Source organism: Brevibacterium ihuae (assembly GCF_900184225.1).
Taxonomy (GTDB): domain Bacteria; phylum Actinomycetota; class Actinomycetes; order Actinomycetales; family Brevibacteriaceae; genus Brevibacterium; species Brevibacterium ihuae.
In genome coordinates this window covers 842,655-865,681 of the sequence record NZ_FXWZ01000003.1, presented here as the reverse complement: position 1 = coordinate 865,681, position 23,027 = coordinate 842,655, and the positions used below count along the sequence as shown (strand labels likewise).

General features: G+C 71.2%; 17 protein-coding genes and 1 riboswitch. Of the genes, 9 read left to right on the top strand and 8 right to left on the bottom strand.

Going from position 1 to position 23,027, the window contains the following annotated elements:
* Positions 1 to 186: 186 nt before the first annotated feature.
* The gene (gene aceA, locus C1A17_RS09245) at positions 187 to 1,467 is read left to right on the top strand and encodes an isocitrate lyase (RefSeq protein ID WP_101653618.1); all 1,281 of its coding nucleotides are present in this window, start codon (positions 187 to 189) and stop codon (positions 1,465 to 1,467) included.
* A gap of 146 nt (positions 1,468 to 1,613) precedes the next feature.
* A complete protein-coding gene (gene aceB, locus C1A17_RS09240; RefSeq protein WP_245873622.1) occupies positions 1,614 to 3,245 on the top strand; it encodes a malate synthase A in 1,632 nt (543 codons plus the stop codon).
* Positions 3,246 to 3,574: 329 nt separating this feature from the next.
* On the opposite strand, the gene C1A17_RS09235 is transcribed toward aceB, so the two are convergent.
* Positions 3,575 to 4,180, bottom strand: a complete 606-nt coding sequence (locus C1A17_RS09235) for a DinB family protein (RefSeq protein ID WP_101652724.1) — start codon at positions 4,178 to 4,180, stop codon at positions 3,575 to 3,577.
* 105 nt (positions 4,181 to 4,285) lie between these two features.
* Between C1A17_RS09235 and C1A17_RS09230 the strand changes: the two genes are divergently transcribed.
* Both C1A17_RS09230 and C1A17_RS09225 read left to right on the top strand, forming a co-directional pair.
* Positions 4,286 to 5,296, top strand: a complete 1,011-nt coding sequence (locus C1A17_RS09230) for a helix-turn-helix transcriptional regulator (RefSeq protein ID WP_101652723.1) — start codon at positions 4,286 to 4,288, stop codon at positions 5,294 to 5,296.
* Between the two features lie 85 nt (positions 5,297 to 5,381).
* A complete protein-coding gene (locus C1A17_RS09225; RefSeq protein WP_101652722.1) occupies positions 5,382 to 5,771 on the top strand; it encodes a universal stress protein in 390 nt (129 codons plus the stop codon).
* 160 nt (positions 5,772 to 5,931) lie between these two features.
* On the opposite strand, the gene C1A17_RS09220 is transcribed toward C1A17_RS09225, so the two are convergent.
* Together C1A17_RS09220 and C1A17_RS09215 are read right to left on the bottom strand one after the other, a co-directional pair.
* A complete protein-coding gene (locus C1A17_RS09220) occupies positions 5,932 to 6,795 on the bottom strand; it encodes a potassium channel family protein (protein WP_101652721.1) in 864 nt (287 codons plus the stop codon).
* Positions 6,792 to 9,839, bottom strand: a complete 3,048-nt coding sequence (locus C1A17_RS09215) for an FAD-binding and (Fe-S)-binding domain-containing protein (protein WP_101652720.1) — start codon at positions 9,837 to 9,839, stop codon at positions 6,792 to 6,794. The genes C1A17_RS09220 and C1A17_RS09215 overlap by 4 nt, the downstream gene beginning before the upstream one ends.
* Before the next feature lie 358 nt (positions 9,840 to 10,197).
* Between C1A17_RS09215 and C1A17_RS09210 the strand changes: the two genes are divergently transcribed.
* Together C1A17_RS09210 and C1A17_RS09205 are read left to right on the top strand one after the other, a co-directional pair.
* A complete protein-coding gene (locus tag C1A17_RS09210) occupies positions 10,198 to 10,524 on the top strand; it encodes a hypothetical protein (RefSeq protein WP_101652719.1) in 327 nt (108 codons plus the stop codon).
* Between the two features lie 100 nt (positions 10,525 to 10,624).
* On the top strand, positions 10,625 to 11,590 hold the full coding sequence (locus C1A17_RS09205) for an inositol monophosphatase family protein (protein WP_101652718.1): 966 nt from the start codon (positions 10,625 to 10,627) through the stop codon (positions 11,588 to 11,590).
* On the opposite strand, the gene C1A17_RS09200 is transcribed toward C1A17_RS09205, so the two are convergent.
* From C1A17_RS09200 to C1A17_RS09180, 5 genes are all read right to left on the bottom strand, one after another.
* On the bottom strand, positions 11,584 to 12,339 hold the full coding sequence (locus C1A17_RS09200) for an iron ABC transporter ATP-binding protein (RefSeq protein WP_101652717.1): 756 nt from the start codon (positions 12,337 to 12,339) through the stop codon (positions 11,584 to 11,586). The genes C1A17_RS09205 and C1A17_RS09200 overlap by 7 nt on opposite strands.
* On the bottom strand, positions 12,336 to 13,382 hold the full coding sequence (locus C1A17_RS09195) for an iron chelate uptake ABC transporter family permease subunit (RefSeq protein WP_425427319.1): 1,047 nt from the start codon (positions 13,380 to 13,382) through the stop codon (positions 12,336 to 12,338). The genes C1A17_RS09200 and C1A17_RS09195 overlap by 4 nt, the downstream gene beginning before the upstream one ends.
* Before the next feature lie 217 nt (positions 13,383 to 13,599).
* Positions 13,600 to 14,580 carry an ABC transporter permease gene (locus tag C1A17_RS09190; RefSeq protein WP_101653616.1) on the bottom strand — a complete coding sequence of 327 codons (981 nt, stop codon included), beginning with the start codon at positions 14,578 to 14,580 and terminating at the stop codon, positions 13,600 to 13,602.
* Between the two features lie 41 nt (positions 14,581 to 14,621).
* The gene (locus C1A17_RS09185) at positions 14,622 to 15,623 is read right to left on the bottom strand and encodes a siderophore ABC transporter substrate-binding protein (protein WP_101652716.1); all 1,002 of its coding nucleotides are present in this window, start codon (positions 15,621 to 15,623) and stop codon (positions 14,622 to 14,624) included.
* Between the two features lie 522 nt (positions 15,624 to 16,145).
* On the bottom strand, positions 16,146 to 16,670 hold the full coding sequence (locus C1A17_RS09180) for a hypothetical protein (RefSeq protein WP_245873620.1): 525 nt from the start codon (positions 16,668 to 16,670) through the stop codon (positions 16,146 to 16,148).
* Between the two features lie 58 nt (positions 16,671 to 16,728).
* Between C1A17_RS09180 and C1A17_RS09175 the strand changes: the two genes are divergently transcribed.
* The 3 genes from C1A17_RS09175 to gcvT all read left to right on the top strand — a co-directional run bounded on the left by C1A17_RS09175 (position 16,729) and on the right by gcvT (position 22,959).
* Positions 16,729 to 18,393, top strand: coding sequence for an amidohydrolase (locus C1A17_RS09175; RefSeq protein WP_101652715.1), 1,665 nt, complete (start codon positions 16,729 to 16,731; stop codon positions 18,391 to 18,393).
* Positions 18,394 to 18,492: 99 nt separating this feature from the next.
* A riboswitch (glycine riboswitch) is annotated at positions 18,493 to 18,595 on the top strand.
* A 126-nt stretch (positions 18,596 to 18,721) separates the two neighbouring features.
* Positions 18,722 to 21,799: an aminomethyl-transferring glycine dehydrogenase gene (gcvP, locus tag C1A17_RS09170; RefSeq protein ID WP_101652714.1), complete on the top strand. Its 3,078-nt coding sequence runs from the start codon at positions 18,722 to 18,724 to the stop codon at positions 21,797 to 21,799.
* The gene (gene gcvT, locus C1A17_RS09165; RefSeq protein WP_101652713.1) at positions 21,796 to 22,959 is read left to right on the top strand and encodes a glycine cleavage system aminomethyltransferase GcvT; all 1,164 of its coding nucleotides are present in this window, start codon (positions 21,796 to 21,798) and stop codon (positions 22,957 to 22,959) included. The genes gcvP and gcvT overlap by 4 nt, the downstream gene beginning before the upstream one ends.
* Positions 22,960 to 23,027: the final 68 nt, after the last annotated feature.

Below are 23,027 nucleotides of genomic sequence, written 5' to 3'. Positions count from 1 at the left end.
TCGCGAGAGTTCTATCGAGAAACCCCTATCCAGGGCGGTTGCGGAGGCGCAGACTGAACTCATCACCGAAAAACCGGATCGGATTCGTCCGAACGGGCCGGAACGAACCGGATCGGCGATTCCGCCCGGGAGACCGGGACGGGCAGAGCACCACACCACCAAACCCTTGAAACAGGAGTGATCTTCATGTCGCAGCAGGATCTGCACAACGCCGACGCCATCCAGAAGGACTGGGACACCAACCCCCGCTGGGCCGGCATCACCCGCGACTACAGCGCGCAGGACGTCGTCAAGCTCCGCGGCTCGCTCATCGAGGAGCACACGCTCGCCCGCCACGGCGCCGAGACCCTGTGGAACCTCATCCACACCGAGGACTTCGTCAATGCCCTCGGCGCGCTCACCGGCAACCAGGCCGTGCAGCAGGTCAAGGCCGGACTCAAGGCGATCTACCTCTCCGGCTGGCAGGTCGCCGCCGACGCGAACCTCGCCTCGCAGACCTACCCGGACCAGTCGATCTACCCGGCGAACTCCGTGCCGGCCGTCGTCCGCCGCATCAACAACGCGCTCATGCGCGCCGACCAGATCGAGATGTCCGAGGGCCAGAAGCAGATCGAGAACTGGCTCGCCCCGATCGTGGCCGACGCCGAGGCCGGCTTCGGTGGCGTCCTCAACGTCTACGAGCTCATGCGCGGCATGATCAACGCCGGCGCCGCGGGCGTCCACTTCGAGGACCAGCTCGGCTCCGAGAAGAAGTGCGGCCACCTCGGCGGCAAGGTCCTCGTGCCCACCGCCCAGCACATCCGCACCCTGAGCGCCGCCCGTCTGGCCGCCGACGTCGAGAACGTCCCGACCCTCGTCATCGCCCGCACCGACGCCGAGGCCGCGACCCTCATGACCTCCGACATCGACGAGCGCGACCAGAAGTACGTCACCGGTGAGCGCACCGCCGAGGGCTACTACAAGATCACCAACGGCATCGAGCCCTGCATCGACCGCGGCCTCGCGTTCGCCCCGTACTCCGACCTCCTCTGGATGGAGACCTCGACCCCTGACCTCGAGGTCGCCAAGCGCTTCGCCGAGGCCATCAAGTCGGAGTACCCGGACCAGCTGCTGTCCTACAACTGCTCGCCGTCGTTCAACTGGAAGAAGCACCTCGACGATTCCACGATCGCGAAGTTCCAGCGCGAGCTCGGCGCGATGGGCTACAAGTTCCAGTTCATCACGCTCGCCGGCTTCCACGCCCTCAACTACTCGATGTTCGATCTCGCCCACGGCTACGCCCGCGAGCAGATGAAGGCGTACGTCGAGCTTCAGGAGCGCGAGTTCGGTTCCGAGGAGCGCGGCTACACCGCGACGAAGCACCAGCGCGAGGCCGGCACCGGCTACTTCGATCTGGTCTCGACCGCGATCAACCCCGAGTCGTCGACCACCGCTCTCGCCGACTCCACCGAGGCCGCCCAGTTCTGAGCGAACGGCGCGCCGCCCCCCGCGTGTCATCCGGGGCGGAGGACTTTTCAGGGGTTTAGTCCTCCGCCCCGGGTGGCAACGACCCGCGGTGCCCGGTACCGAGCCGGTACCGGGCACCGCATTGTTCTTCCCAGGAGATGAGAACCATGGCACACATGATCATCACCGGCCCGATGAAGACCGGCTACGAGCAGATCCTCACCGACGAGGCGCTCGACTTCCTCGCCGCCCTCCACGCGCAGTTCGCCGGCCGCCGCCGCGAGATCCTCTCCGCGCGCGAGGTGCGTCGGGCGAACATCGACCACGGTCGGTTCCCGACCTTCAAGGAGGAGACGCGCGCGATCCGCGAGGACGCGGACTGGCGCGTCGCCGGCAGCGCCGGGGCCCCCGGGCTCGAGGACCGCCGCGTCGAGATCACCGGCCCGGTCTCCGCCCGGATGGCGATCAACGCGCTCAACTCCGACGCCAAGGTCTGGCTCGCCGACCTCGAGGACGCCACCTCGCCCACCTGGGACAACATCGTGTCCGGCATCGGCAACCTCACCCGTGCGGTGCGTGGGGAGCTCGAGTTCACCGCTCCCGACACCGGCAAGCAGTACAGCATGACCAACCCGACCCCGCCGACGATGGTCGTCCGCCCGCGCGGCTGGCACCTGCCGGAGAAGCACCTCCGCTTCGTGGACGACAACGGCTCGGAGTTCGCCGCCTCGGGATCCCTCGTCGACTTCGGGCTCCACTTCTTCCACAACGCCGCCGAGCTCATCGCCCGCGGTCGCGGCCCGTACTTCTACATCGCCAAGCTCGAAGCGGCGCGCGAGGCGAAGCTGTGGAACGACGTCTTCGTCTTCGCGCAGGACCGGCTCGGCATCGACCGGGGCACGATCCGGGCGACCGTGCTCATCGAGACGATCACCGCGGCCTTCCAGATGGAGGAGATCCTCTGGGAGATGCGCGACCACATCGCCGGTCTCAACGCCGGTCGCTGGGACTACATCTTCTCGATCATCAAGAACTTCCGGAACCACCGCGACTTCGTGCTGCCGGACCGGTCCGAGGTCACCATGACCGTGCCGTTCATGCGCGCCTACACCGAGCTGCTCGTGCAGACCTGCCACAAGCGCGGCGCCCACGCGATCGGCGGGATGAGCGCCTTCATCCCGAACCGGCGCGAGCCGGAGATCACCGGTAATGCGTTAGCCCAGGTGAGGGCCGACAAGGAGCGTGAGGCCCGCGACGGCTTCGACGGCTCGTGGGTCGCGCACCCCGACCTCATCCCGATCGCGCAGGAGGCCTTCGACGCGGTGCTCGGCGACCGCCCGAACCAGGTCGACCGGCTGCGCGACGACGTGTCGGTGGCCGCGGAGGACCTCATCGACCTGTCCGGCATCGATCACACCCCCACCGAGGAGGGCGTGCGCGCGAACATCCGGGTGGGACTGGGCTACCTCAATGCGTGGCTCGGCGGCACCGGGGCGGCGGCGCTCAACAACCTCATGGAGGACGCGGCGACCGCGGAGATCTCGCGCGGGCAGATCTGGCAGTGGATCCAGCACGGCGCGCAGCTCGACGACGGCCGGCCGGTCACCCGCTCGATGGTCGATCGGTTCCTCGCCGAGGAGCTCGCGACGATCAGGCGCCATCCGGCCGACCACTACTGCGATGCCGTGGAGATCTTCCGGCAGACCGCGCTGCGCGAGGAGTTCCCGGACTTCCTCACCACCCCGGCGTACACGCAGTTCCTCGTCGACCGGCGGGCCCGCGACCGCGCCTTCTCCTGACCCCCAGAGCGCAATTTCCGAAGGTTCCTGAGAACGAAACCTTCGGAAATTGCATTCTCACCGACCGTCGCCCCGCCCCTCCCGCTGCATGCGGTGAGGGGCGGGGCGAATCCGTTCCCGAGGCGCGGGGTCATTGACGCTGACGGGCGCGGGGCCACCGCCGCTGGCAGGTGCGCACCCACTGCTGCCGGCGGGCGCGCGGCCGGTGACGGTCCGAGCCCGCCCGTCCGCCACCTCGACCCCGCCCGTCCCCCACCTCGGGCTCGCGGGTCACGCGCCGAGGTGCTCGCGCACGCGTCCCGACCGGCGCCGCGCGTGCCCGCGAAGGATCACTCGAGGCCCCAGGCCTCCGCCTGCTCGGCCCACTCCTCCTCCGTCCCGCCATCGGCGAGGAAGTTGAGCTCGTATCCGGTCTTCCCGTCGATCGCCTCGCGGATGATGTCCGCGTGCCCCGCATGCCGAGCGACCTCGCTGATGAGGTGATGCCATACCCAGCGGCCGGTGATGACGATGTCCCCGGGGATCCAGGGCCCGTGCGGGCCCGGATGCGGGGCGTCGAGATCGATCCGGGCGCCGACCTCGTCGATGGAGCTGACCGCGCGGTCGAAGATCGCGAGGATCTCCGTCAGGGCCATCCCTTCCGGCACCTCGGACCCGGAATGCATGTCCGTGAGTCCGATCTGGCCGCTGATCTCCGGGTACATCTCGAAGGGAGTGGGCTCCGGGGCTCGGGCCGCCGAGGTCAGCCAGCCATGGACGGTCTGCGCGGCGTGGAGGAGCAGCCCGCTGATCGACAGAGCGCTCGGCGTCGGGGTGAGTGCGGCCTGCTCGGTGGTGAGGCCGTGCGCCGTCGTGCGCAGCTGCGCGCACTGCTGGCGGAGGAACGTCGTGAGGGCATCGGACTCGGATCCGACGCCGGGGGTGAAGAACGGCATGATGGCTCCTGTGCTCGAGGGGTGCCCGGCCGGTGCTGCCGGACACCTGCGATTCTCCCCTCCATTGCGGCCACGATCTGTCCGCGATGGAGAGAAAATCGGATCATGGACTCCCACCTCCTCGACCTCCTCGCACTCCTCGCCGACGGGACGCCGCTGCGGGGAGCGGACCTCGCCGCTCGCCTCGGGACGTCTGAGCGGACGGTCCGGCGGGACATCGCCAGGCTCCGCGACCGGGGCTACCGGATCGATTCCGCGCCCGGCGTCGGAGGAGGGTACGTCGCGCCGCGCGGCATGGTCCTCCCTCCGCTCCAACTGTCCCAGGACGAGGCCTTCACCCTCGCGCTCGCCGTCCGCACCGTGACCGGGCAGGGAGTGCGCGAGGAGCCCGCCCCGGACACCGGGCCGCCGGAGCACGGAGCTCCGGTGCACACCGCTCTGCTCAAGCTCCGGTCGATCCTCCCGCCGACGACCGCCCGCGCCCTCGTCGAGGCGGAGGGAGCGATCGTCGCCGCTCCCGGGAACGAACCCGCGGTGCCGCTCGCCACCATCGCCGCGCTCGCCTCGGCCGTGGCCGCGCGGGTGCTCGTCGACCTCGACCACCGATCCGACCGCGACGGCGGCAGAAGTGCTGGTGACCGCCGGGTCGAACCGACGCGGCTCGTCGTCCTCGGTGCGCACTGGTACCTGCTCGCCTGGGATCTCGGGCGCGCGGACTGGCGGACCTTCCGCCTCGATCGGATCGCCGGGGTGCGCACGACGACCTTCGGCTTCCGTGAGCGCCCCGGCCCCGACCCGGTGGAGTACGTGCGCGAGCAGGTGACGCGGCGGGTCTACCCGTGCCGCGCCCGGGTGCGGGTCCACGCCGCCGCGGCCGAGGTGTCCGCGCTCATCCCCGCCCGCGCCGGGACCGTGGTGGCCGGGGGAGAGCGGACGTGCGAGGTCGAGCTCGGTGCCCACGGAATGGACCTCATCGCGACGCACCTGCTCACGCTGCCGTTCGCGTTCGAGGTCATCGAGCCGGCGGAGCTCGAGGAGGAGTTCGCGCAGATCCGGCGGCGCGTCGACGGGAGCGGCCTCGTCGGACCCCGCCAGGACCCGAGCGCGATCCCGTGACCGGCCGATCGCGTCGCGACGGGGTGCGCATCCGACGCCGCAACGGGGTCTCGCCGTCCCCTCGGCGGATTCCTATACTGAGGCCATGACGGTTCTCATCGGATATCTGCCCGCCCCGGAGGGCGAAGCCGCGCTCGAACTCGGATTCGCCGAGGCGAAGCTACGGGGGACCCGGGCCGTGGTGGTGAATTCCCCGCGCAAGGGCGCGGTGGACAGCGTGACGACGATCCAGCAGGAGGACACCGCACGGATCGTCGAGCTCGGTGCCGCCGACGGGGTCGAGGTCGAGGTCGTCCAGCCGACTCACGAGGACGATCTCGTCGGCACGTTCAACGACCTCGCGAAGCTCCACGAGGCGCAGATCATCGTCATCGGCCTGCGCAAGCGGAGCGCGATCGGGAAGTTCATCCTCGGCTCGCAGGCGCAGCGGATCCTCCTCGACGCCGCGGTCCCGGTCCTCACTGCCAAGGCCTGACGCCTCGGTGTCGGTGAGCCGGCTGCTCGTCGGCCGGCCCACCGCTCGACTGCGCGGTATCTGCTGATCTGCACGCCATTGCGCGCAGATCAGTGGATACCGCGCAGTTCGCCGGGTCGGTCCGCCGGGTCGAGTCGCCGGGGCAACCCGCCGGGTCGAGTCAGTCCGTCATCGTCCGCCCGCAGACCGCGCACGTGCACACGTGCTGGGCCGATGCGCTCGCCGCGGTCGAGGAAACTCCCGCCGGCGGTGCGCTCGCCACTGGAGTGCTCTCCGCCGGTGCGCTCGCAACACCGGCGTCGCGTTCCGTGCCTCGTTCGGTGTCCTGCCCGCCGGCCGCCTCCTCCGCCGCGGCGCGCCGGTTCCGATCCTGCTCGACGGCGGATACGAGCCAGGCCGCCATGCTCGCGGTCACCGCGCCGAGGAGCGCGATGCCGAGGAGCATGAGTCCCACGGCGACCACCCGCCCGGCCGCCGTCACCGGGTAGAGGTCGCCGTACCCCACGGTCGTCGACGTCACGAAGGCCCACCACAGGGCCTCGCCGAACGTCGCGATCTGGGCGTCCGGGGCCTCCTGCTCGACATCGAGCACCGCGAGGCTGCCGAAGAAGATGCAGAACACCGAGGCGACGGCGACGTACGCACCGGTGCGTCCGATGAGGCGCTGCTGGAACACGCGGTTGAGGATGCGCAGGGTGCCGAGGATGCGGAGCAGGCGCAGCGCGCGGAACATCGGCAGCGCGACGAGGAGCACGTCGTACCAGTGCCGGAGGATGTAGCGGCCGCGGTGCTCGGCGAGCACGATCCGGATCGCGAAATCGAGGGCGAAGGCGAACCACGTGGTCCATGACACCGCGAGGAGGAACCGCTCGAGGGTCGGGGACAGGTGCGGGTCGATGACCGTCCACGCGTAGGCACCGACGAACGCGAAGGACAGGAGGAGCAGCGGCACCTCGGCCCGCCGCTCCCAGCGCTCCACCCGGGTGGGCGCCGCGGTCGACCCGGTGCGGACGGTGCCCGTCATGCCCGGACGGAGGCGTCGAGGGCGGGCAGCCGCCAGGCGAGGAGCTCCGCGAGGTGGACGCCCCTCCGGTCGCTGAGGTCGGCGATCTGAGTGCGGCACGAGTAGCCGTCGGCGAGCACGATCGCATCGTCGGGTGCGTTCCGCATCGCAGGCAGCAGCGCGAGCTCGCCGACCGCCTCGGAGGTCTCGTAGTGACCCTCGACGACGCCGAAGTTGCCCGCGAGCCCGCAGCACCCGCCGAGCACCGTGGTGCCGATCCCGGTGCGGGCGAGGAGCTCGCGGTCGGCGGCGTATCCCATGACCGCGGAGTGGTGGCAGTGGGGCTGGACGACGGCGGTGAGATCGGAGAGATCGGGGACCGCGTAGCCGATGTCGAGGAGGAACTCGGCGAGCGTGCGCGTGCGCGCGGCCACCCGGGCGGCGGCTTCCGTCCCGAGGAGCTTGCCGGTCTCGTCGCGCAGGGTCGCGGTGCACGAGGGCTCGACACCGATGATCGGCACGTCGCCGGTCGCGTCGAGGGCCTCGATCGCCTGCCCCATGACCCGTTTCGCGAGGTCGAGCTGACCGGTGGAGATCCACGTCAGGCCGCAGCACTCGGTGCTCGGGATGACGCGCACGTCGACCCCGGCGTCGAGGAGGACGCGGACGGCGTCGCGGAGCACCCGGGGGGCGAAGAAGTTCGACCAGGTGTCGGCGAACAGCACGACCTCACGGGTCCGCGCTCGTCCCGCAGTGCCCGAGGTGCCCGAGGTGCTCCGCTCCTCGCCGGCGCCCGAGGCCCCGGCGAGGGTACCCCCGGCCCGCTCGCCGGCCGAGAGCACCCCCGCGGCGTCCGCACGCCGCTCGAACCACCGGCCGAACGTTGTGCGGGTCAACGCGGGGATCCGACGGCGGACATCGATGCGCGCGGCGCGCTTGGCGAGCCCGCCGAGCACCGGCAGTCGCTCCGCGAGGTTCGCGAGCGGGGCGAGCGGCGCAGCGGCGCGCGACAGCCACGGCAGCCAGCCGAGCACGTAGTGGTCCATCGGCCGGAGCCGGCCCCGGTAGGACTGGTGGAGGACCTCGGCCTTGTAGGCGGCCATGTCGGTGCCTGTCGGGCACTCGGAGTCGCAGGCTTTGCAGCTCAGGCACAGGTCGAGCGCCTCGTGGACCTCGGGGGCGCGCCAGTCGGCGTCGACGAGGTCCCCGGACACCATCTCCTGGAGCACCCGGGCGCGGCCCCGGGTGGAGTGGAGCTCGTCGCGGGTGGCCTGGTAGGACGGGCACATGACCCCACCGGTCGCCGCGGAGTCGGCGCGGCACTTGCCCACCCCGGTGCAGCGGTGGACGGCGGTGCCGAAGTCGCCGCCGTCGTCGGCGAACCCGTATCCGAAACCGGCCGGCCGGATCGGCAGCAGGTCGCCGGGTCGGGTGAGGGCGATGCGGATGCCGGCGTCGAGCGGATCCGGATCGACCATGATCCCGGGGTTGAGGAGGTTCTGCGGGTCGAACAGGTGCTTGACCCGCGCGAACAGCGCGATCGCGGCGGGGGGGTACATGCGCGGCAGGAGCTCGCTCCGGGCGCGGCCGTCCCCGTGCTCGCCGGAGACCGAGCCGCCGTACCGGGCGACGAGGTCGGCGGCGGCGACCATGAAGTCGCGCATGACCTGCCGTCCGCCGTCGGCATCGAGCGGGAAGTCGACCCGCATGTGCAGGCAGCCGTCGCCGAAGTGCCCGTAGGGCAGTGCCCACAGCCCGTGCTCCTCGAGCAGGGCCATGAGATCCCGGAGGTAGTCGCCCAGCTTCTCCGGCGGGACCGCCGAATCCTCCCAGCCGGCGTGGGCATCGCGGCCGTCCGGGGTGCGCGAGACGAGGCCGGCGCCGTCGGCGCGGATCTTCCAGATCGGTTCGGAATCGCCGAGCCCGAGAATCATCGAGTCCCCGGCCGCCGAGGCGGCGACGAGTGCGCGCGCCTGCTCGGCGAGGGTGTCGGCGTCGTCGGCGGCCAGCTCGATGATCATCCAGCCGTCGCCCTCGGGCATCGGCGGGACCGCTCCGGGCCCCTTGGTCTCGATGAGGCGGTCGACCATCCGCCGGTCCATGCCCTCGCACGCGGTGACGGGGAAGCTGCGGAGCACGGGGACGTCGTCGGCGGCCGCGGGCATGTCCGGGTAGCCGAGGACCACGGTGGTGACGTGCTCGGGGTCGGCCACGAGGCGGACCTTCGCCGCGAGGACGACTCCCCACGTGCCCTCCGAGCCGACGAAGGCCCGGCGCAGATCGAAGCCGTGCTCCGGCAGCAGGTTCTCGAGCGCATAGCCGGACACCTGGCGGGAGAAGTGGCCGAGCTCGGTGCGGATCGTGCCGAGGTGCTCGCCGACGAGCGCGTGCAGACGGGGGAAGTGCGCGGCGTCGTCCTCGCCGTCGAGGTCGACGATCGTGCCGTCGACGAGCATGACCCGCAGCGCGAGCACGTTGTCGACCGTGCGGCCGTACCCCATGGCGCGCGGTCCGCAGGCGTTGTTGCCGATCATCCCGCCGACCGTGCACCGGGTGTGCGTCGAGGGGTCGGGGCCGAACCGCAGGCCGTGGGCCCGCGCCCGAGCCTGGAGCGCGGCATGGACGACCCCGGGCTCCACCCAGGCCGCGCGCTCCTCCGGCAGCACCTCGCGCACGGCGTTCATGTGCCGGGAGAAGTCGAGGACGATGCCGGGACCGATCGCGTTGCCGGCGAGCGTCGTCCCGGCCCCGCGCGAGGTCACGGGCACCGCGAGCGCGCGGGCGACGGCGAGGACCGCGGCGACCTCGGCCTCGTCGCGGGGGAATGCGACGGCCGTCGGCACCACCCTGAACAGCGAGCCGTCCGACGAGTACGCGGCGAGCTGGGCGGGGTCGACGGTGACGTCGCGCACCCCCGCCCGGTCGAGCGCCGCGGCGACCTCCGCGACGCGGTCGGGCTGCGGGGCGGGGAAGTCGGGGGCGGGGCGATGACCGGTTCCATGGACCCATTGTGAACCGTGGCTCGGCGGTCCGCCATCGGCGGAGGGGTCCGAGTGCTCGCACATGACCGGCGGTGCGGCGGTCGTCGCCCGGACCCGTCGCCGGGCACGATCCCACTTTTCGGGACCTCCCTGGCAACCTGCTCACAGCTGCGCAAGGAGCCTTGTCGGCCGAGTGGCCGTATGATAGCGTAAAAATTGCCAGGTCGACTTGACAAGATGAAAAATGCGCCGAGTCGCGATACAGTTGGCATGCTCGCGACGGCGGTGAATCCCGTCACGTGTGCTCATCTCCGGCGTAGAGCGGTGCTGTCCATCGATCCAGCTGTGCCGTCCCGACGGAACGTCGCCGCAGCGGAACGTCCTGTAAGTGGTGTGACTCGACGACCACACACCGAATCGAGTGGGTCTGAGGTAGAAGTACATGTCACGTCGCGCACGTCAGCTGTCCGCCGAGCAGAAGGTGCTCGTCAGCGCCGTCCGCAGGGTCGCGCGCCAGCGCAGCCGCGTGAACGCGAACTACGTCGCCGCCATCCTCCGTGCGCGTGAAGAGGGCGTCACCTATTCGGCGATCGCCGAGGCCGCCGGCACCTCCTCCCAGGCCGTCCAGGAGATCGTCCGTCGTCATCGCGAATCCGACGCGAATCGCTCCGGCAGCTTCGGAGTGGCCGGGGACATCGCCGCGATCAGCTCGCAGGCCGCACCGTCCGCCTCCGCGCCCGAACAGGGCCCGTCGAGCCCCGTCACCTGAGACGCCCCGCCGGATCGCCGGCGCCGCGCACTGGCCCCGGGGCGCTGCGCTCCGGCCCCGGGCCCTCCCTGCGGTCACCGTGCTCCGCTAGGCTCGCAGGGTGAACTCCGAGACGTTCCTCTCCGACCCGCTCCTCGTCACCGCGCGCGACGCCGCCCTCATCGCCACGACCCGCATGACCTCCTGGCGCGGGCGCCTCGATGCTGCGGCGGTCGACGCCAAGGACGATCCCAACGATCTCGTCACGGTCGCCGATGCGGAGATCGAGTCGCTCGTCGCCGGCTATCTGCGCACCGCCCGTCCCCACGACATCATGATCGGGGAGGAGGGATCGAGCGCCCGGGCACTCGGCGAGCTGCCCGACGAGGGCGATGAGATCGCTGCGCTGCTCCTCGCAGGCGGCTCCGGCGCGCATGCGACGCACCCGATCGAGTGGCACGTCGACCCCATCGACGGCACCGTGAACTACGTCCGCGGCATCGAGCAGCACTGCTTCTCGATCGGCGGTCGCGATCCGGAGACCGGGGACTGGGTGGTCGGCCTCGTCGCTGCGCCCGCCCTGCGCGCGGTGTGGTTCGCACGCGCCGGCGGAGGCGCGTGGCGGACCTCCGCCCTTCCCGGCAGGGTTCCGGAGGGAACGAGCGTGCGCAACCCCCTCCTCGCGACCGAGGACGTCGAGTGCTCCCGGCTGTCGGGGACCCCGGAGGGCAGGCGCGGGCGCGTGCTCGCCACCGGCTTCAGCTACTCGCCGGAGCGGCGCGCGGTGCAGCTCGCGGCCCTCGGGCGGCTCATGGAGGGCTTCGACGACATCCGTCGCGCCGGCTCAGCCGCCGTCGACCTCTGCTATGCCGCGGAGGGCCGGGTCAACGCCTACTGCGAGTACGGCATCAACGTCTACGACTGGGCCGGGGGTGCCGTCGTCGCCGAGGAGGCGGGGCTCACCGTGCAGCGCCCGCACGGCGAGGAGAAGCTGTGCATCGCAGCCGACACCCCGGAGCGCTTCGCCTTCATCCGCGAGCGCTGGGGCGCCGACGAGGGGTCAGGGGTGCCCGGGGCCGATCAGTAGTACACGGCCAGGCGCCCGCGGGGCCCGTCGACGACCGTGACGTCGGTGTCGAACACGTGCGACAGCACCTCGTCGCGCATGATCTCCTCCGGGGTGCCCATCGTCACGACCTTGCCGTCCTTGACCGCGCAGATCCGGTCCGCGTAGTGACCGGCGAAGTTGATGTCGTGGAGGACGATGACGACCGTGCGCCCGAGCTCGACCGCCGCGCGCCGCAGGTGCTGCATCATCTGCACCGAATGGCGCATGTCGAGGTTGTTCAGCGGCTCGTCGAGGAGGACGTAGTCGGTGTCCTGGGCGAGGACCATCGCGACGTAGGCGCGCTGCCGCTGGCCGCCGGACAGCTCGTCGAGATAGCGCCCCTCGAGCTCGGTGAGGCCGAGGAAGTCGATCGACCGGCTGATGACGTCCTCGTCGTTGCGGTTGAGGCGCCCCTGCGAGTGCGGGAACCGGCCGAATCCGACGAGCTGGCGGACGGTGAGGCGGGTGACGAAGTGGTTCTCCTGCCGGAGGATCGAGACGATCTTCGCGAGGTCGCGCGACTTCGTGGTCGCGATGTCGTACCCGGCGATCTCGATCGTGCCCTCGTCCATCCCCATGAGGCGACCGATCATCGTGAGCAGGGTCGACTTGCCGGCGCCGTTCGGCCCGACGAGCGCGGTGACGCCGCTGTCGGGGATCTCGAGGTCGACCGGGCCGATCGCGACCTCGGAGGTGTAGTTCTTCGTCACCGATTCGAGGGAGATCACAGGCGGCCCTTTCTGAGGATGTAGACGAGGAAGAACGTGCCGCCGACGACCTCGATGATGATTCCGACCGAGCCCTGGGCGTAGAAGATGTTCTTGAGCACGAAATGGGAACCGGCGAGCACGACGAAGCCGACGAGCCACGACATCGGGAAGATGTAGCGGTGGTCGTGGGTGTCGGCGAGCTGGTAGGAGATCATCGCGACGAGGAAGCCGAGGAAGGTCATCGGCCCGACGAGCGCGGTCGACACCGCCATGAGGATCGACACGAGCAGGAGCACGACGAGCGTCTGCCGACGGTGGTCGACCCCGAGGTTGATCGCGGTCTCGCGGCCGAGCGCGAGCACGTTGAGGCGGGTCGACCCCCACCACAGCAGGCCTCCGGCCACCCCGGCGAGCGGAGCCGCGATCCAGAGGTAGGTGACGTCGGCGTTCGCGATCGAACCGATGAGGCGAGCGGTGAGGAGGTCGAACTCGCTCGGGGTGAGGAGCCGCTGCATGAACGTCGCGAGCGCTCCGAGTCCGCCGCCGAGGATGATGCCGATGAGCAGCATGATCTGGATGTTGCCGTAGCGGCCGGTGAGCAGCCAGCCGTAGAGCAGTGCGGAGAACACGATCATGAGCACGATCTGGAGGAGGAACTGCGCGGTCCCGGTGAGCATGACCACGCCGCCGGCGCCGAACAGGAACACGGCGCCGGTCTGCACGACGCGGTAGAGGGACTCGAACCCCATGATCGACGGGGTGATGATCCGGTTGTTCGTCACGGTCTGGAAGCTCACCGTGGCGATGGCCTGGCAGAACGTCACGATCGCGATGACCGCGAGGTTGACGGCGCGCAGCTCTGCGATGAGCCAGAAGCCCTCGGAGCCCACGGGCATGGGATTGTCCCAGGCGAGCGTTCCGAAGGCGGAGCCGAGTGCGAGGACGGCGAGGATCGCGAACACGATCCAGTAGCGCCGGCGGGCCAGGGTCGTGGGGAGCGGACCGGCATGGCGGCCCGGGGTGCCGCGGGACCGGCGGAAGCCGCCGAGGGGGCGGTGGATCGCCCGTCCGGCGAGCGAGTGGCCGTCGACGGGGTCGCGCAGGGCCGGTGTCGTGCGGCGCCGTGCCCGGCGCCCCGCCGCGCCCGTCGGGATGGCGGTGTCCGCGGGCTGCACCGCGGCCGTGCTGTCGTCGGTCGTCACCGTGCGACCGGGGTCGCCGGCGGGGGCCCCGCCGGTGCCGTGCGGTGCGGGGTCGTTCGCGGAGGTCTGCTGCGGGTCACGCACGGCGACGCTGCCTGAGGAGGAGGGCGATGAAGACGACCGCGCCGACGCCGGCGAGGATGAGCGACACGGGAACCTCGAACGGCATGATGATCGTCCGGCCGATGATGTCGCACACGGTGACGATGGAGATCCCGAGGAGGCACACCCACGGCAGGTTGGAGCGGAGGTCGTCCCCGCGGAACATCGACACGATGTTGGGGACGATGAGGCCGAGGAACGGCAGGTTGCCCACGACGACGGTGACGATCCCCGTCGCGGCGGCGATGAGCCCGGTGCCGAGCAGCACGACCTGGTTGTAGTTGAGGCCGACGTTGGCGGCGATCTCCTCGCCGAGGCCGGCGACGGTGAAGCGGTCGGCGACGATGAACACGATGACGACGACGATCGCGACGCCCCACAGCGGTTCGTACTGCCCGCGGAGCACCGAGGTGAAGGAGCCTGCGAACCACACGCCCATGCTCTGGAGCATGTTCGTCTGGAGGGCGATGAAGGTCGAGATCGCCCCGACCACCGCACCGAGCATCATGCCGACGATCGGCACGATGATCGAGGACTTGAGCGTCACCCGGCGGAGGAACGCGAAGAAGACCATGGTGCCGAGGAACGCGGTGATCACCGCGATGGTCATCTTCGTCAGCAGCGAGGACTCCGGGGCGACGATCATCACGAGGAGAAGCCCGAGTCCCGCCCATTCCGTGGTGCCGGTGGTCGTCGGCTCGACGAAGCGGTTCTGGGTGATGAGCTGCATGACGAGTCCGCACATCGCCATCGCCGCGCCCGCGAGCACGAGCGCGATGGTACGCGGCACCCGCGTGATGGCGAACATCTCCGCCCCGCCCTCGGCGCCGAAGATGTCGTAGACGCCGACGAACAGGGAGAGCGCGACGAGCGCGCCGGTCCCGATCACTCCCAGGAGGAGAGGCCAGGTGAACAGACGCCCCTTGGGCGATCGGCCGGTCGGCCGATCGCCCAAGGGACGCGTGCGGGGTGTGCGGATCGCGGGCACGGAGAGCCTCAGCCCTCCATCTGGTCGGCGATCGAGTTGAAGAACTCGGTGTAGGTCTGGATGCTCTCGTTGATGTAGGTGTCCTGCGGCATGTAGACGATGTTCTCATCCTGCACCGCGGCGACGCCGCCGAGGGCCTCGGATTCCTTGAGGAGCTCCTCCGCGGGAGTGTACTCCTCGCCGGTGTTCGCGCTCGTGGCCGCGTCGCGGTCCATGACGAGGATCCAGTCCGGGTTCGACTCCGCGATCGCCTCGACCGAGATGTCGTCGCCCTCGTGGTTGTCCGAGGAGTCCTCGGTGGTGAGCGCGGGGGTGAGGCCGAGGACCTCGTACACCGGACCGAGGGTGCGGCCGTTGACGGGAGCCGCGTAGTTGATCTCGCCGCCGGAGGTGATGACCGCCATCACCGTCTCCTCGCCGTCGTACGCGGCGGAGGCGCGCTCGATCGAGGCGTCGAAGTCGTCGATGAGCTGCTGGGCGTCCTCCTCGCGCTGGAAGATCACGCCGAGCGCCTCGGTCTGGCGCTTGAGCTCCTCGTCGAAGGGCTCCCCCTCGCGGGGCTCGAGCTCGAGGACCGTGGCCTCGGGGGCGAGCTTGGTGAAGTCCTCGTGGTACTGGGCGAACCGCTGGCCGTTGATGATGAGGTCGGGTTCGGCGGCGACGACGGCCTCGAGGTTCGGCTCGCGGTGGTTGCCGAGGTCGATGATGTCCTCGTTGTCCTTGTAGGCCGATTCGGCCGGCATGAGCGCGCGGGCGGCGGCGCTGAGCTCGATGTCCCACGACTCGAGGGTCTCGAAGGTCCGGTTGTCGGTCGCGACGACGCTGCTCGGCGGGACGGTGATCTCCTGGGTGCCGTTGTTGTCCTCGACCTGCACGGTGGTGGATCCGGCGGTGGTCTCGGAGTCGTACTCGGAGCCGCCGGTGGCGGAACCGCCGCAGGCGCTGAGGCCGAGGACGAGTGCGGTCGAGGCCGCGAGCACCGCCGGCAGGCGGCGGGAAGTGGTGCGCATGGGAGTGGTCTCCTCGTGTCATTCGGATCCCCACCGAGTGCGGATCCGAGAGCTGCTGGTGGTGCCCGCTGAGGGCGGGGCGCCGGTGGCGGCCGCGATCCGCCCGGTCGGGCGTGCGCGCGGCTGCTGTCGTCCTCGGCGTCCGGTCGGTTCCGACCCGATGTCTGCGCTTAGGTCAGGCTTGCCTCAGATGATTTGGCGAGATAAACGTTAGCTAATTCAGCGGATGTGGTCCAGTCGACGTTCTGTGACGTGAGACACAACAGTCTGCGGGCGCTCGCCGGGCCGTCGGGACCGGCGCGGCGTCCCCGAGGTCGTCGAGCCTGCGCCCACGCAGGAGCTGTGCACCGCGCTCGGCAGATGGTGGTCGATGGTCGCTGCGGGGCTGCGCTGCCGGAGGTCGGCACTGGGCCGCGAGGCCCCTGGACGGTGCTGCTGCAGGGTCGGCGAGGTGGAGACGTCGGCTCGGCCGCGTGCTGCGGGTGCTCCGGAGACCGTCTGCAGGCACTCGCGTGCCAGCGCTCAGGCGAGCGGTGCGCCGTGGGGCCGCACCGAGGCGCGCACCGCGACGACGAGGAGCGCCACGAGACCGACGATGAGGAGCCCGTCGGCGGCGATGTAGAGGTAGTGCCAGGACGAGCCGCCGTCGTCGATCCCGGCGAGGACCATGTCCGTGCGCCGGTTGAGGAGCGGCCGGACGCCTGCGACTTTGAGGAGCAGCACGGCGGTGAGCGCCCAGGTCAGACCGCGCTGCACGCTCCCGACGCCGGCGCGGAGGGTCGCCCACAGGAGGGTGAGGGCGAGGACGACCTCGACGATGTTCATCGCGGTGAACACGAGCCGGCCGATGCCGAGCCCGAGCGGGATGGTGATGCCCGGGGCCTGGAACTTCAGCGGCGCTTCGAGCAGGGAGATGCCGATGAGCAGGCCGAGCCAGATCGCCGGGAGGACGATGCGGAGACCGGCGCCGAGGCGGGTGTCGGACCGGGTGAGGATGCCGGTCCGCCGAGCGGGGGAAGAGTCCGGGGCGCGGGTGTCGGAGACCATCCCGGCAGTGTATGCGCGACCCTGCCCGGGGCAGGCCGGGCCTCCGTACACTGGGACCATGCGTCTCTTCACCCACGCCGAGGTCCGGACCTTCGATCCGGCGAACCCGATCGCGCGGGCGATCCTCGTCTCGCAGGGCACGGTGCTCGCCGTGGGCGAGGTGCGGGAGCTGCGCGACCTCGCCGGCGACACCGTGCCGGTCGAGGAGATCGACTGCCGCGGGACGACGGTCATCCCCGGACTCGTCGACGCCCACCTCCATGCGAGCATGTATGCCGACACCCTCGCCGACATCGATCTGCGCGCGGTCCGCTCCGAGGCCGAGGCCGTCGAAGCGATCCGCGCATACGCGCAGGACCTGCCCGCGGGCGTGTGGGTGACCGGCGGCCGGTGGGACTCGAACACGTGGGACCGCCCGGTGCAGCCCGACCGCGCGCTCCTCGACTCCGCGCTGCCGGACCGTCCCGTCGCCGTGTGGTCGATCGACTACCACACGCTGTGGTGCAACGCGGCCGCTCTGCGCGCCGCAGGGATCGAGGACGATTCCCCGAGCCCGCGCGGCGGCGAGATCGTGCGCGACGCGCACGGCCGGACCACCGGGATCCTCCGCGAGGACGCCGCGACCCTCGTCGAGCGGGTGATCCCCGTGCTCCCGCTCGAGGTCCGCACGGCCCGGATGAAGCGGGCGCAGGACGCCTGGCTCGCCGAGGGGCTCACCGGCCTCCACGACATCGACGGCGCGGCCTCCCGGGAGACCTGGGAGGCGCTGCGGGACGCCGGCGAGCAGCGGCTGCGCGTCGTCAAGTACCTCCGCCTCGAGGAGTTCGACTGGGCCAAGCGCACCGGGTGGCGCACCGGCGACGGCGACGACTGGTATCTCCAGGGCGGTCTCAAGCTCTTCTCCGACGGCGCGCTCGGCTCGCATACGAGCTACATGTCCTCCCCGTTCCCGCACGCGGAGGGCGAGGACCCGAACTTCGGGATCCAGATCGCCACCGAGGACGTGCTCCGGGAGCAGATCACCGAGGCGCTCGACCACGGGATCGCGCTCGCCGTCCACGCGATCGGCGACCGGGCCAACCAGCACGTCCTCTCCGCCTTCGCCGCCACCGCCGACAGGACGATCCAGGCGGAGCGGAGCTTCGGGCGCCCGCTCCGGCACCGGATCGAGCACGCCCAGTTCCTCCGGCCGGCCGACGTGGCGCGCTTCGCCGAACTCGGGATCGTCGCCTCGATGCAGCCGCGCCACTGCATCTCCGACCTCCACCTGCTCGACCGGCTGCGCCCGGACCCCGCGCTCGCGGCCTACGCGTGGGGAGACCTCGCCCGCGCCGGAGCGACGGTGGCGTTCGGCTCCGACGGGCCCGTCGAACCGTCGAACCCGTTCGCCGCGATCTACGCCGCGATGACCCGTGCGGACATCTCCGGCGACCCGTCGACGACGTTCCAGCCCGAGCGGCGGATCAGCGCCTACGCCGCGATCGAGGCGCACTCCGCGGGAGCGGCGTACGCGGCCGGCCGCGAGACGCGCACCGGGCGGATCGCCGCCGGCATGAACGCCGACTTCCTCGTCCTCGACCACGACCCGCTCTCCGGCGACGGCTACGACGGCACGACCGGCGAAGCCGCCTCCGAGCAGGCGCTGTTCGAGCACGCGATCCGCGTGCGCGACACCCGTCCGCTCATGACCGTCGTGGCGGGGCAGGTCGCCCACAGCCGCTGAGCCCGGGACGCGGCGAGCCACGGGGCTCCGCGGACTGCGGACCCTTCCGACGGGTCCGCGTCATGGGTATGATGGTCGCCACAGCTGAATATGCCGCGATGACACGTGTCGGGAGAGCCGCGCGCGGACCTGGTCCCCGCAACGGCGCCGTAGGTGCAATCCCTCCCCGGGAAACTCTCAGGCCCAGTACCGACACCTGCAGGCGACTCTGGAGGAGCCGTGCCCGGTCGACGAGACCGTGCGCTGCGTGCGCTGACAGAACGGGGAGGAGCACCGTGCCCGTCCACGTGCTCATCACCGCGATGCGCACGCCACCGTGAGGACTTCCATGACTGCAGGCCCCCTGGCTCCCACCTCCACCCTGGCCCACACCTCGGCCGCGACCGGGGACACCCCCCGCCCCTTCTCCGACCGGCACATCGGTCCGCGGGCCGCCCAGATCGAGGAGATGCTCGAGCGCATCGGCTACGACTCCCTCGAGGCGCTCGCCGCGGAGGCGGTGCCCGGCGACATCGCCGAGGACGGTCCCCTCGCTCTCGCGCCGGCCGTCACCGAGACCGAGGTGCTCACCCGCCTCAAGGAGCTCGCGGCGAAGAACGTGCGCCGCGTGCAGATGATCGGCCAGGGCTACTCCGATACCATCACCCCGGCGGTCATCCGCCGCAACGTCGTGGAGAATCCCGCCTGGTACACCGCGTACACCCCGTACCAGCCGGAGATCAGCCAGGGCCGCCTCGAGGCGCTGCTCAACTTCCAGAACGTCGTCCAGGACCTCACCGGGCTCGACATCGCCAACGCCTCGCTCCTCGACGAGGCGACCGCGGTCGCCGAGGCCGTCCTCCTCATGCGCCGCGCGAACCGCAAGGGCTCCGTCGTCGTCCTCGACTCCGAGCTCCATCCGCAGACCCTCGCAGTGGTCCGCGCCCGCGCCCGGGCGATGGACTTCGAGGTGCAGCTCGCCGACCTCTCCCAGGGCCTCGCCGGTGAGGACGTGTTCGGCATCGTCTGCGCCCAGCCGGGCACCTCGGGCGCGATCCGCTCCTTCGACGACGCGATCGCCGGTGCCAAGGAGCGCGGCGCGCTCGTCACCGTCGCCGCCGACCTCCTCGCCCTCACCCTGCTCCGCACCCCGGCCGACCAGGGCGCGGACATCGCCGTCGGCTCCGCCCAGCGCTTCGGGGTGCCGCTGTTCTTCGGCGGACCGCATGCCGGCTTCATGGCCGTCGCGGAGAAGCTCAAGCGCATGCTGCCCGGACGCCTCGTCGGGGTCTCCAAGGACGTCGACGGCAAGCCCGCCTACCGGCTGGCGCTGCAGACCCGCGAGCAGCACATCCGCCGGGAGAAGGCGACCTCGAACATCTGCACCGCCCAGGCGCTGCTCGCGGTGTGCGCCTCGATGTACGCCGTCTACCACGGCCCCACCGGGCTGGCCCGGATCGCCTCCCGCGTCCACCGCCTCGCCCACGCCTTCGCCGCCCGCGTCGCCGAGGCCCCGGACACCGCCGTCGTCACCGAGGCGTTCTTCGACACCCTCACCCTGTCCGTCGCCGACCCGGCGACCGCCGTCGCCGCCGCGGAGGAGCGCGGCATCAACATCCGCCGCTTCGATGCCGAGCACGTGAGCGTCTCGTTCGGCGAGCCGCACACCGTGGCCGACGCCAACGCGCTCCTCGCCGCCCTCGGGGCCCCGGGCCGGATCGATGCCGCGGAGTTCGACGCGGCGGGAGAGGGCACCTTCGGACCCGGGCACATCGCGGCCCCGGAGCTCCCCGCGGAGTTCGTGCGCACCTCGGAGTACCTCACCCACCCGGTGTTCAACACCTACGGGTCGGAGACGCTGATGATGCGCTACATGCGCACGCTCGCCGACCGCGACCTCGCGCTCGACCGGACGATGATCCCGCTCGGCTCGTGCACGATGAAGCTCAACGCCGCGGTGGAGATGGAGGCGATCACCTGGCCCGAGTTCGCCTCGATCCACCCCTTCGCGCCGGAGGAGCAGACCGCCGGCTGGCGCGAGCTCATCGCCGAGCTCGAGGACATGCTCGTCGAGGTCACCGGCTACGACCGGGTCTCCCTCCAGCCCAACGCCGGGTCCCAGGGTGAGCTCGCCGGCCTGCTCGCGATCCGCGGCTACCACCTCGCCAACGGGGAGCCGGCCCGCCGGGTCGTCATCGTCCCCGCCTCGGCGCACGGCACGAACGCCGCCTCCGCGGTGCTCGCCGGACTCGACGTCGTCGTCGTCAAGACCGCTGACGACGGCTCGATCGACCTCGCCGACCTCGACGCGAAGATCGAGAAGCACCGCGACTCCCTCGCCGGCATCATGATCACCTACCCGTCCACGCACGGGGTGTTCGAGGCCGATGTGCGCACCGTGTGCGAGAAGATCCACGACGCCGGCGGACAGGTGTACCTCGACGGTGCGAACCTCAACGCGCTGCTCGGACTCGCCAAGCCCGGGAAGTTCGGCGGCGACGTCTCCCACCTCAACCTCCACAAGACCTTCTGCATCCCGCACGGCGGCGGCGGGCCCGGGGTCGGGCCGGTCGCGGTGCGCGAGCACCTCGCGCCGTTCCTCCCCGGCGACCCGACCGACGCCGCGCTCGTCGTCGGCGACCCGGCGAACCCGCAGCTCCCGGTGAGCGCCTCGGTCCACGGCTCGGCCGGCGTGCTGCCGATCAGCTGGGCCTATCTCAAGCTCATGGGGCCCGACGGCCTCACCGAGGCGACGAAGGCCGCGCTGCTCGGCGCGAACTACCTCGCCCGGGAGCTCGGCGACTCCTTCCCCGTGCTCTACACGGGGTCGACCGGGCTCGTCGCCCACGAGTGCATCCTCGACCTGCGCGACATCACCGCGCGCACCGGGGTCACCGCCGAGGACGTCGCCAAGCGGCTCATCGACTACGGCTTCCACGCCCCCACCCTCGCCTTCCCGGTGGCCGGCACCCTCATGGTCGAGCCGACAGAGAGCGAGGACAAGGGCGAGCTCGACCGGTTCGTCACCGCGATGCGGGCCATCCGCGAGGAGATCGACGCGATCGGCGACGCCTACTCCTACGAGCAGTCGCCGCTGCGCAACGCCCCGCACACCGCCACGAGCGTGATGGACGACTGGGACGCCGAGTACTCGCGCCGGACCGCGGTGTTTCCGGTGCACGGCCTCGAGCTCACCAAGTACTTCCCGCCGGTCCGGCGGATCGACGGGGCGTACGGCGACCGCAACCTCGTGTGCTCGTGCCCGCCGCCGGAGGCCTTCGAGGCCGCCGAGCCGGCCGCCGATCCCGACACCGGGGGAGCGCCGGCCGAACCCGCAGTGAGCCCCGCCGACGTCGATTCCTCCGCCGACGCCACCGACGTGGCCGGCGGCGCCGCCGGCACCCCGACCGAAGGAGACGCCCGATGACCGCAGAGAATCTCCGTCGCACCCCGCTCCACTCCGTCCACGAGGCGCTCGGTGCGAGCTTCACCGACTTCGGCGGCTGGGACATGCCGCTCAAGTACGGCTCCGAGCTCGCCGAGCACCGCGCCGTGCGCGGCTTGGCCGGGATCTTCGACCTCTCCCACATGGGCGAGATGCGGATCCTCGGTGCGGATGCCGGCGCCTTCCTCGACTACGCGCTCCTCGCGAAGTACTCGGTGATGAAGGTCGGCAAGGCGAAGTACGGGGTCATCGTCGACGAGTCCGGCGGGATCCTCGACGACCTCATCACCTACCGGATGGGCGAGGAGGAGTTCCTCGTCGTGCCCAACGCGTCGAACGCCCCGACCGTCGCCGCGGCGCTCGCCGAGCGCGCCGACGCCTTCCGCGCCGGCGCCGCCGGTGAGGGTGCGGGGACCGACGTCACCGTCCGCGACGAGTCCGGTGACACCGCGCTCATCGCGGTCCAGGGCCCGGCGGCCGAGGCGATCCTGCTCGCCACGCAGGACGCCGAGGACGCCCGCACCGCGGTGCGGGAGCTCGCCTACTACGCGTGGGCGCCGCTCACCGTGTCGGGCATCGACGTCATGCTCGCCCGCACCGGCTACACCGGTGAGGACGGTTTCGAGCTCTACGTGCCCAACGCCCAGGCCGTGGCCCTGTGGGAGGCGCTCACCACGGCGGGCGCGGACCACGACCTCGTCCCGTGCGGACTCGCCGCGCGCGATTCGCTCCGCCTCGAGGCCGGGATGCCGCTCTACGGCAACGAGCTCAGCCGGGACACGACGCCTATCGACGCCGGCCTCGGCCGGATGGTCACTGCGGCGCTCAAGAACAAGGGCGCGTTCGTCGCCCGCGAGGCGCTCGAAGCCGTCGCCGGCACCGAGCCCGCCCGGGTGCTCGTCGGCCTGACCTCCGAGGGCCGCCGCGCCGCGCGCGCCGGCGCTGTCGTGAGCATCGACGGCGCCGAGGTCGGCGAGGTGACCTCCGGTCAGCCCTCGCCCACCCTCGGCCACCCGATCGCGCTCGCCTTCCTCGACGCCGCGGCCGCGCAGCCGGGCACCGCAGTGAGCGTCGACATCCGCGGCAAGGCGCACGACTTCGTCGTCGCCGAGCTGCCGTTCTACTCCCGCGACCAGGGCTGAGGCCCGCCGGGCGCCTCGGCGCCCGGCATCGCAGCCCATCACCACGAACCCGCCGAGGCCGCCTCGGC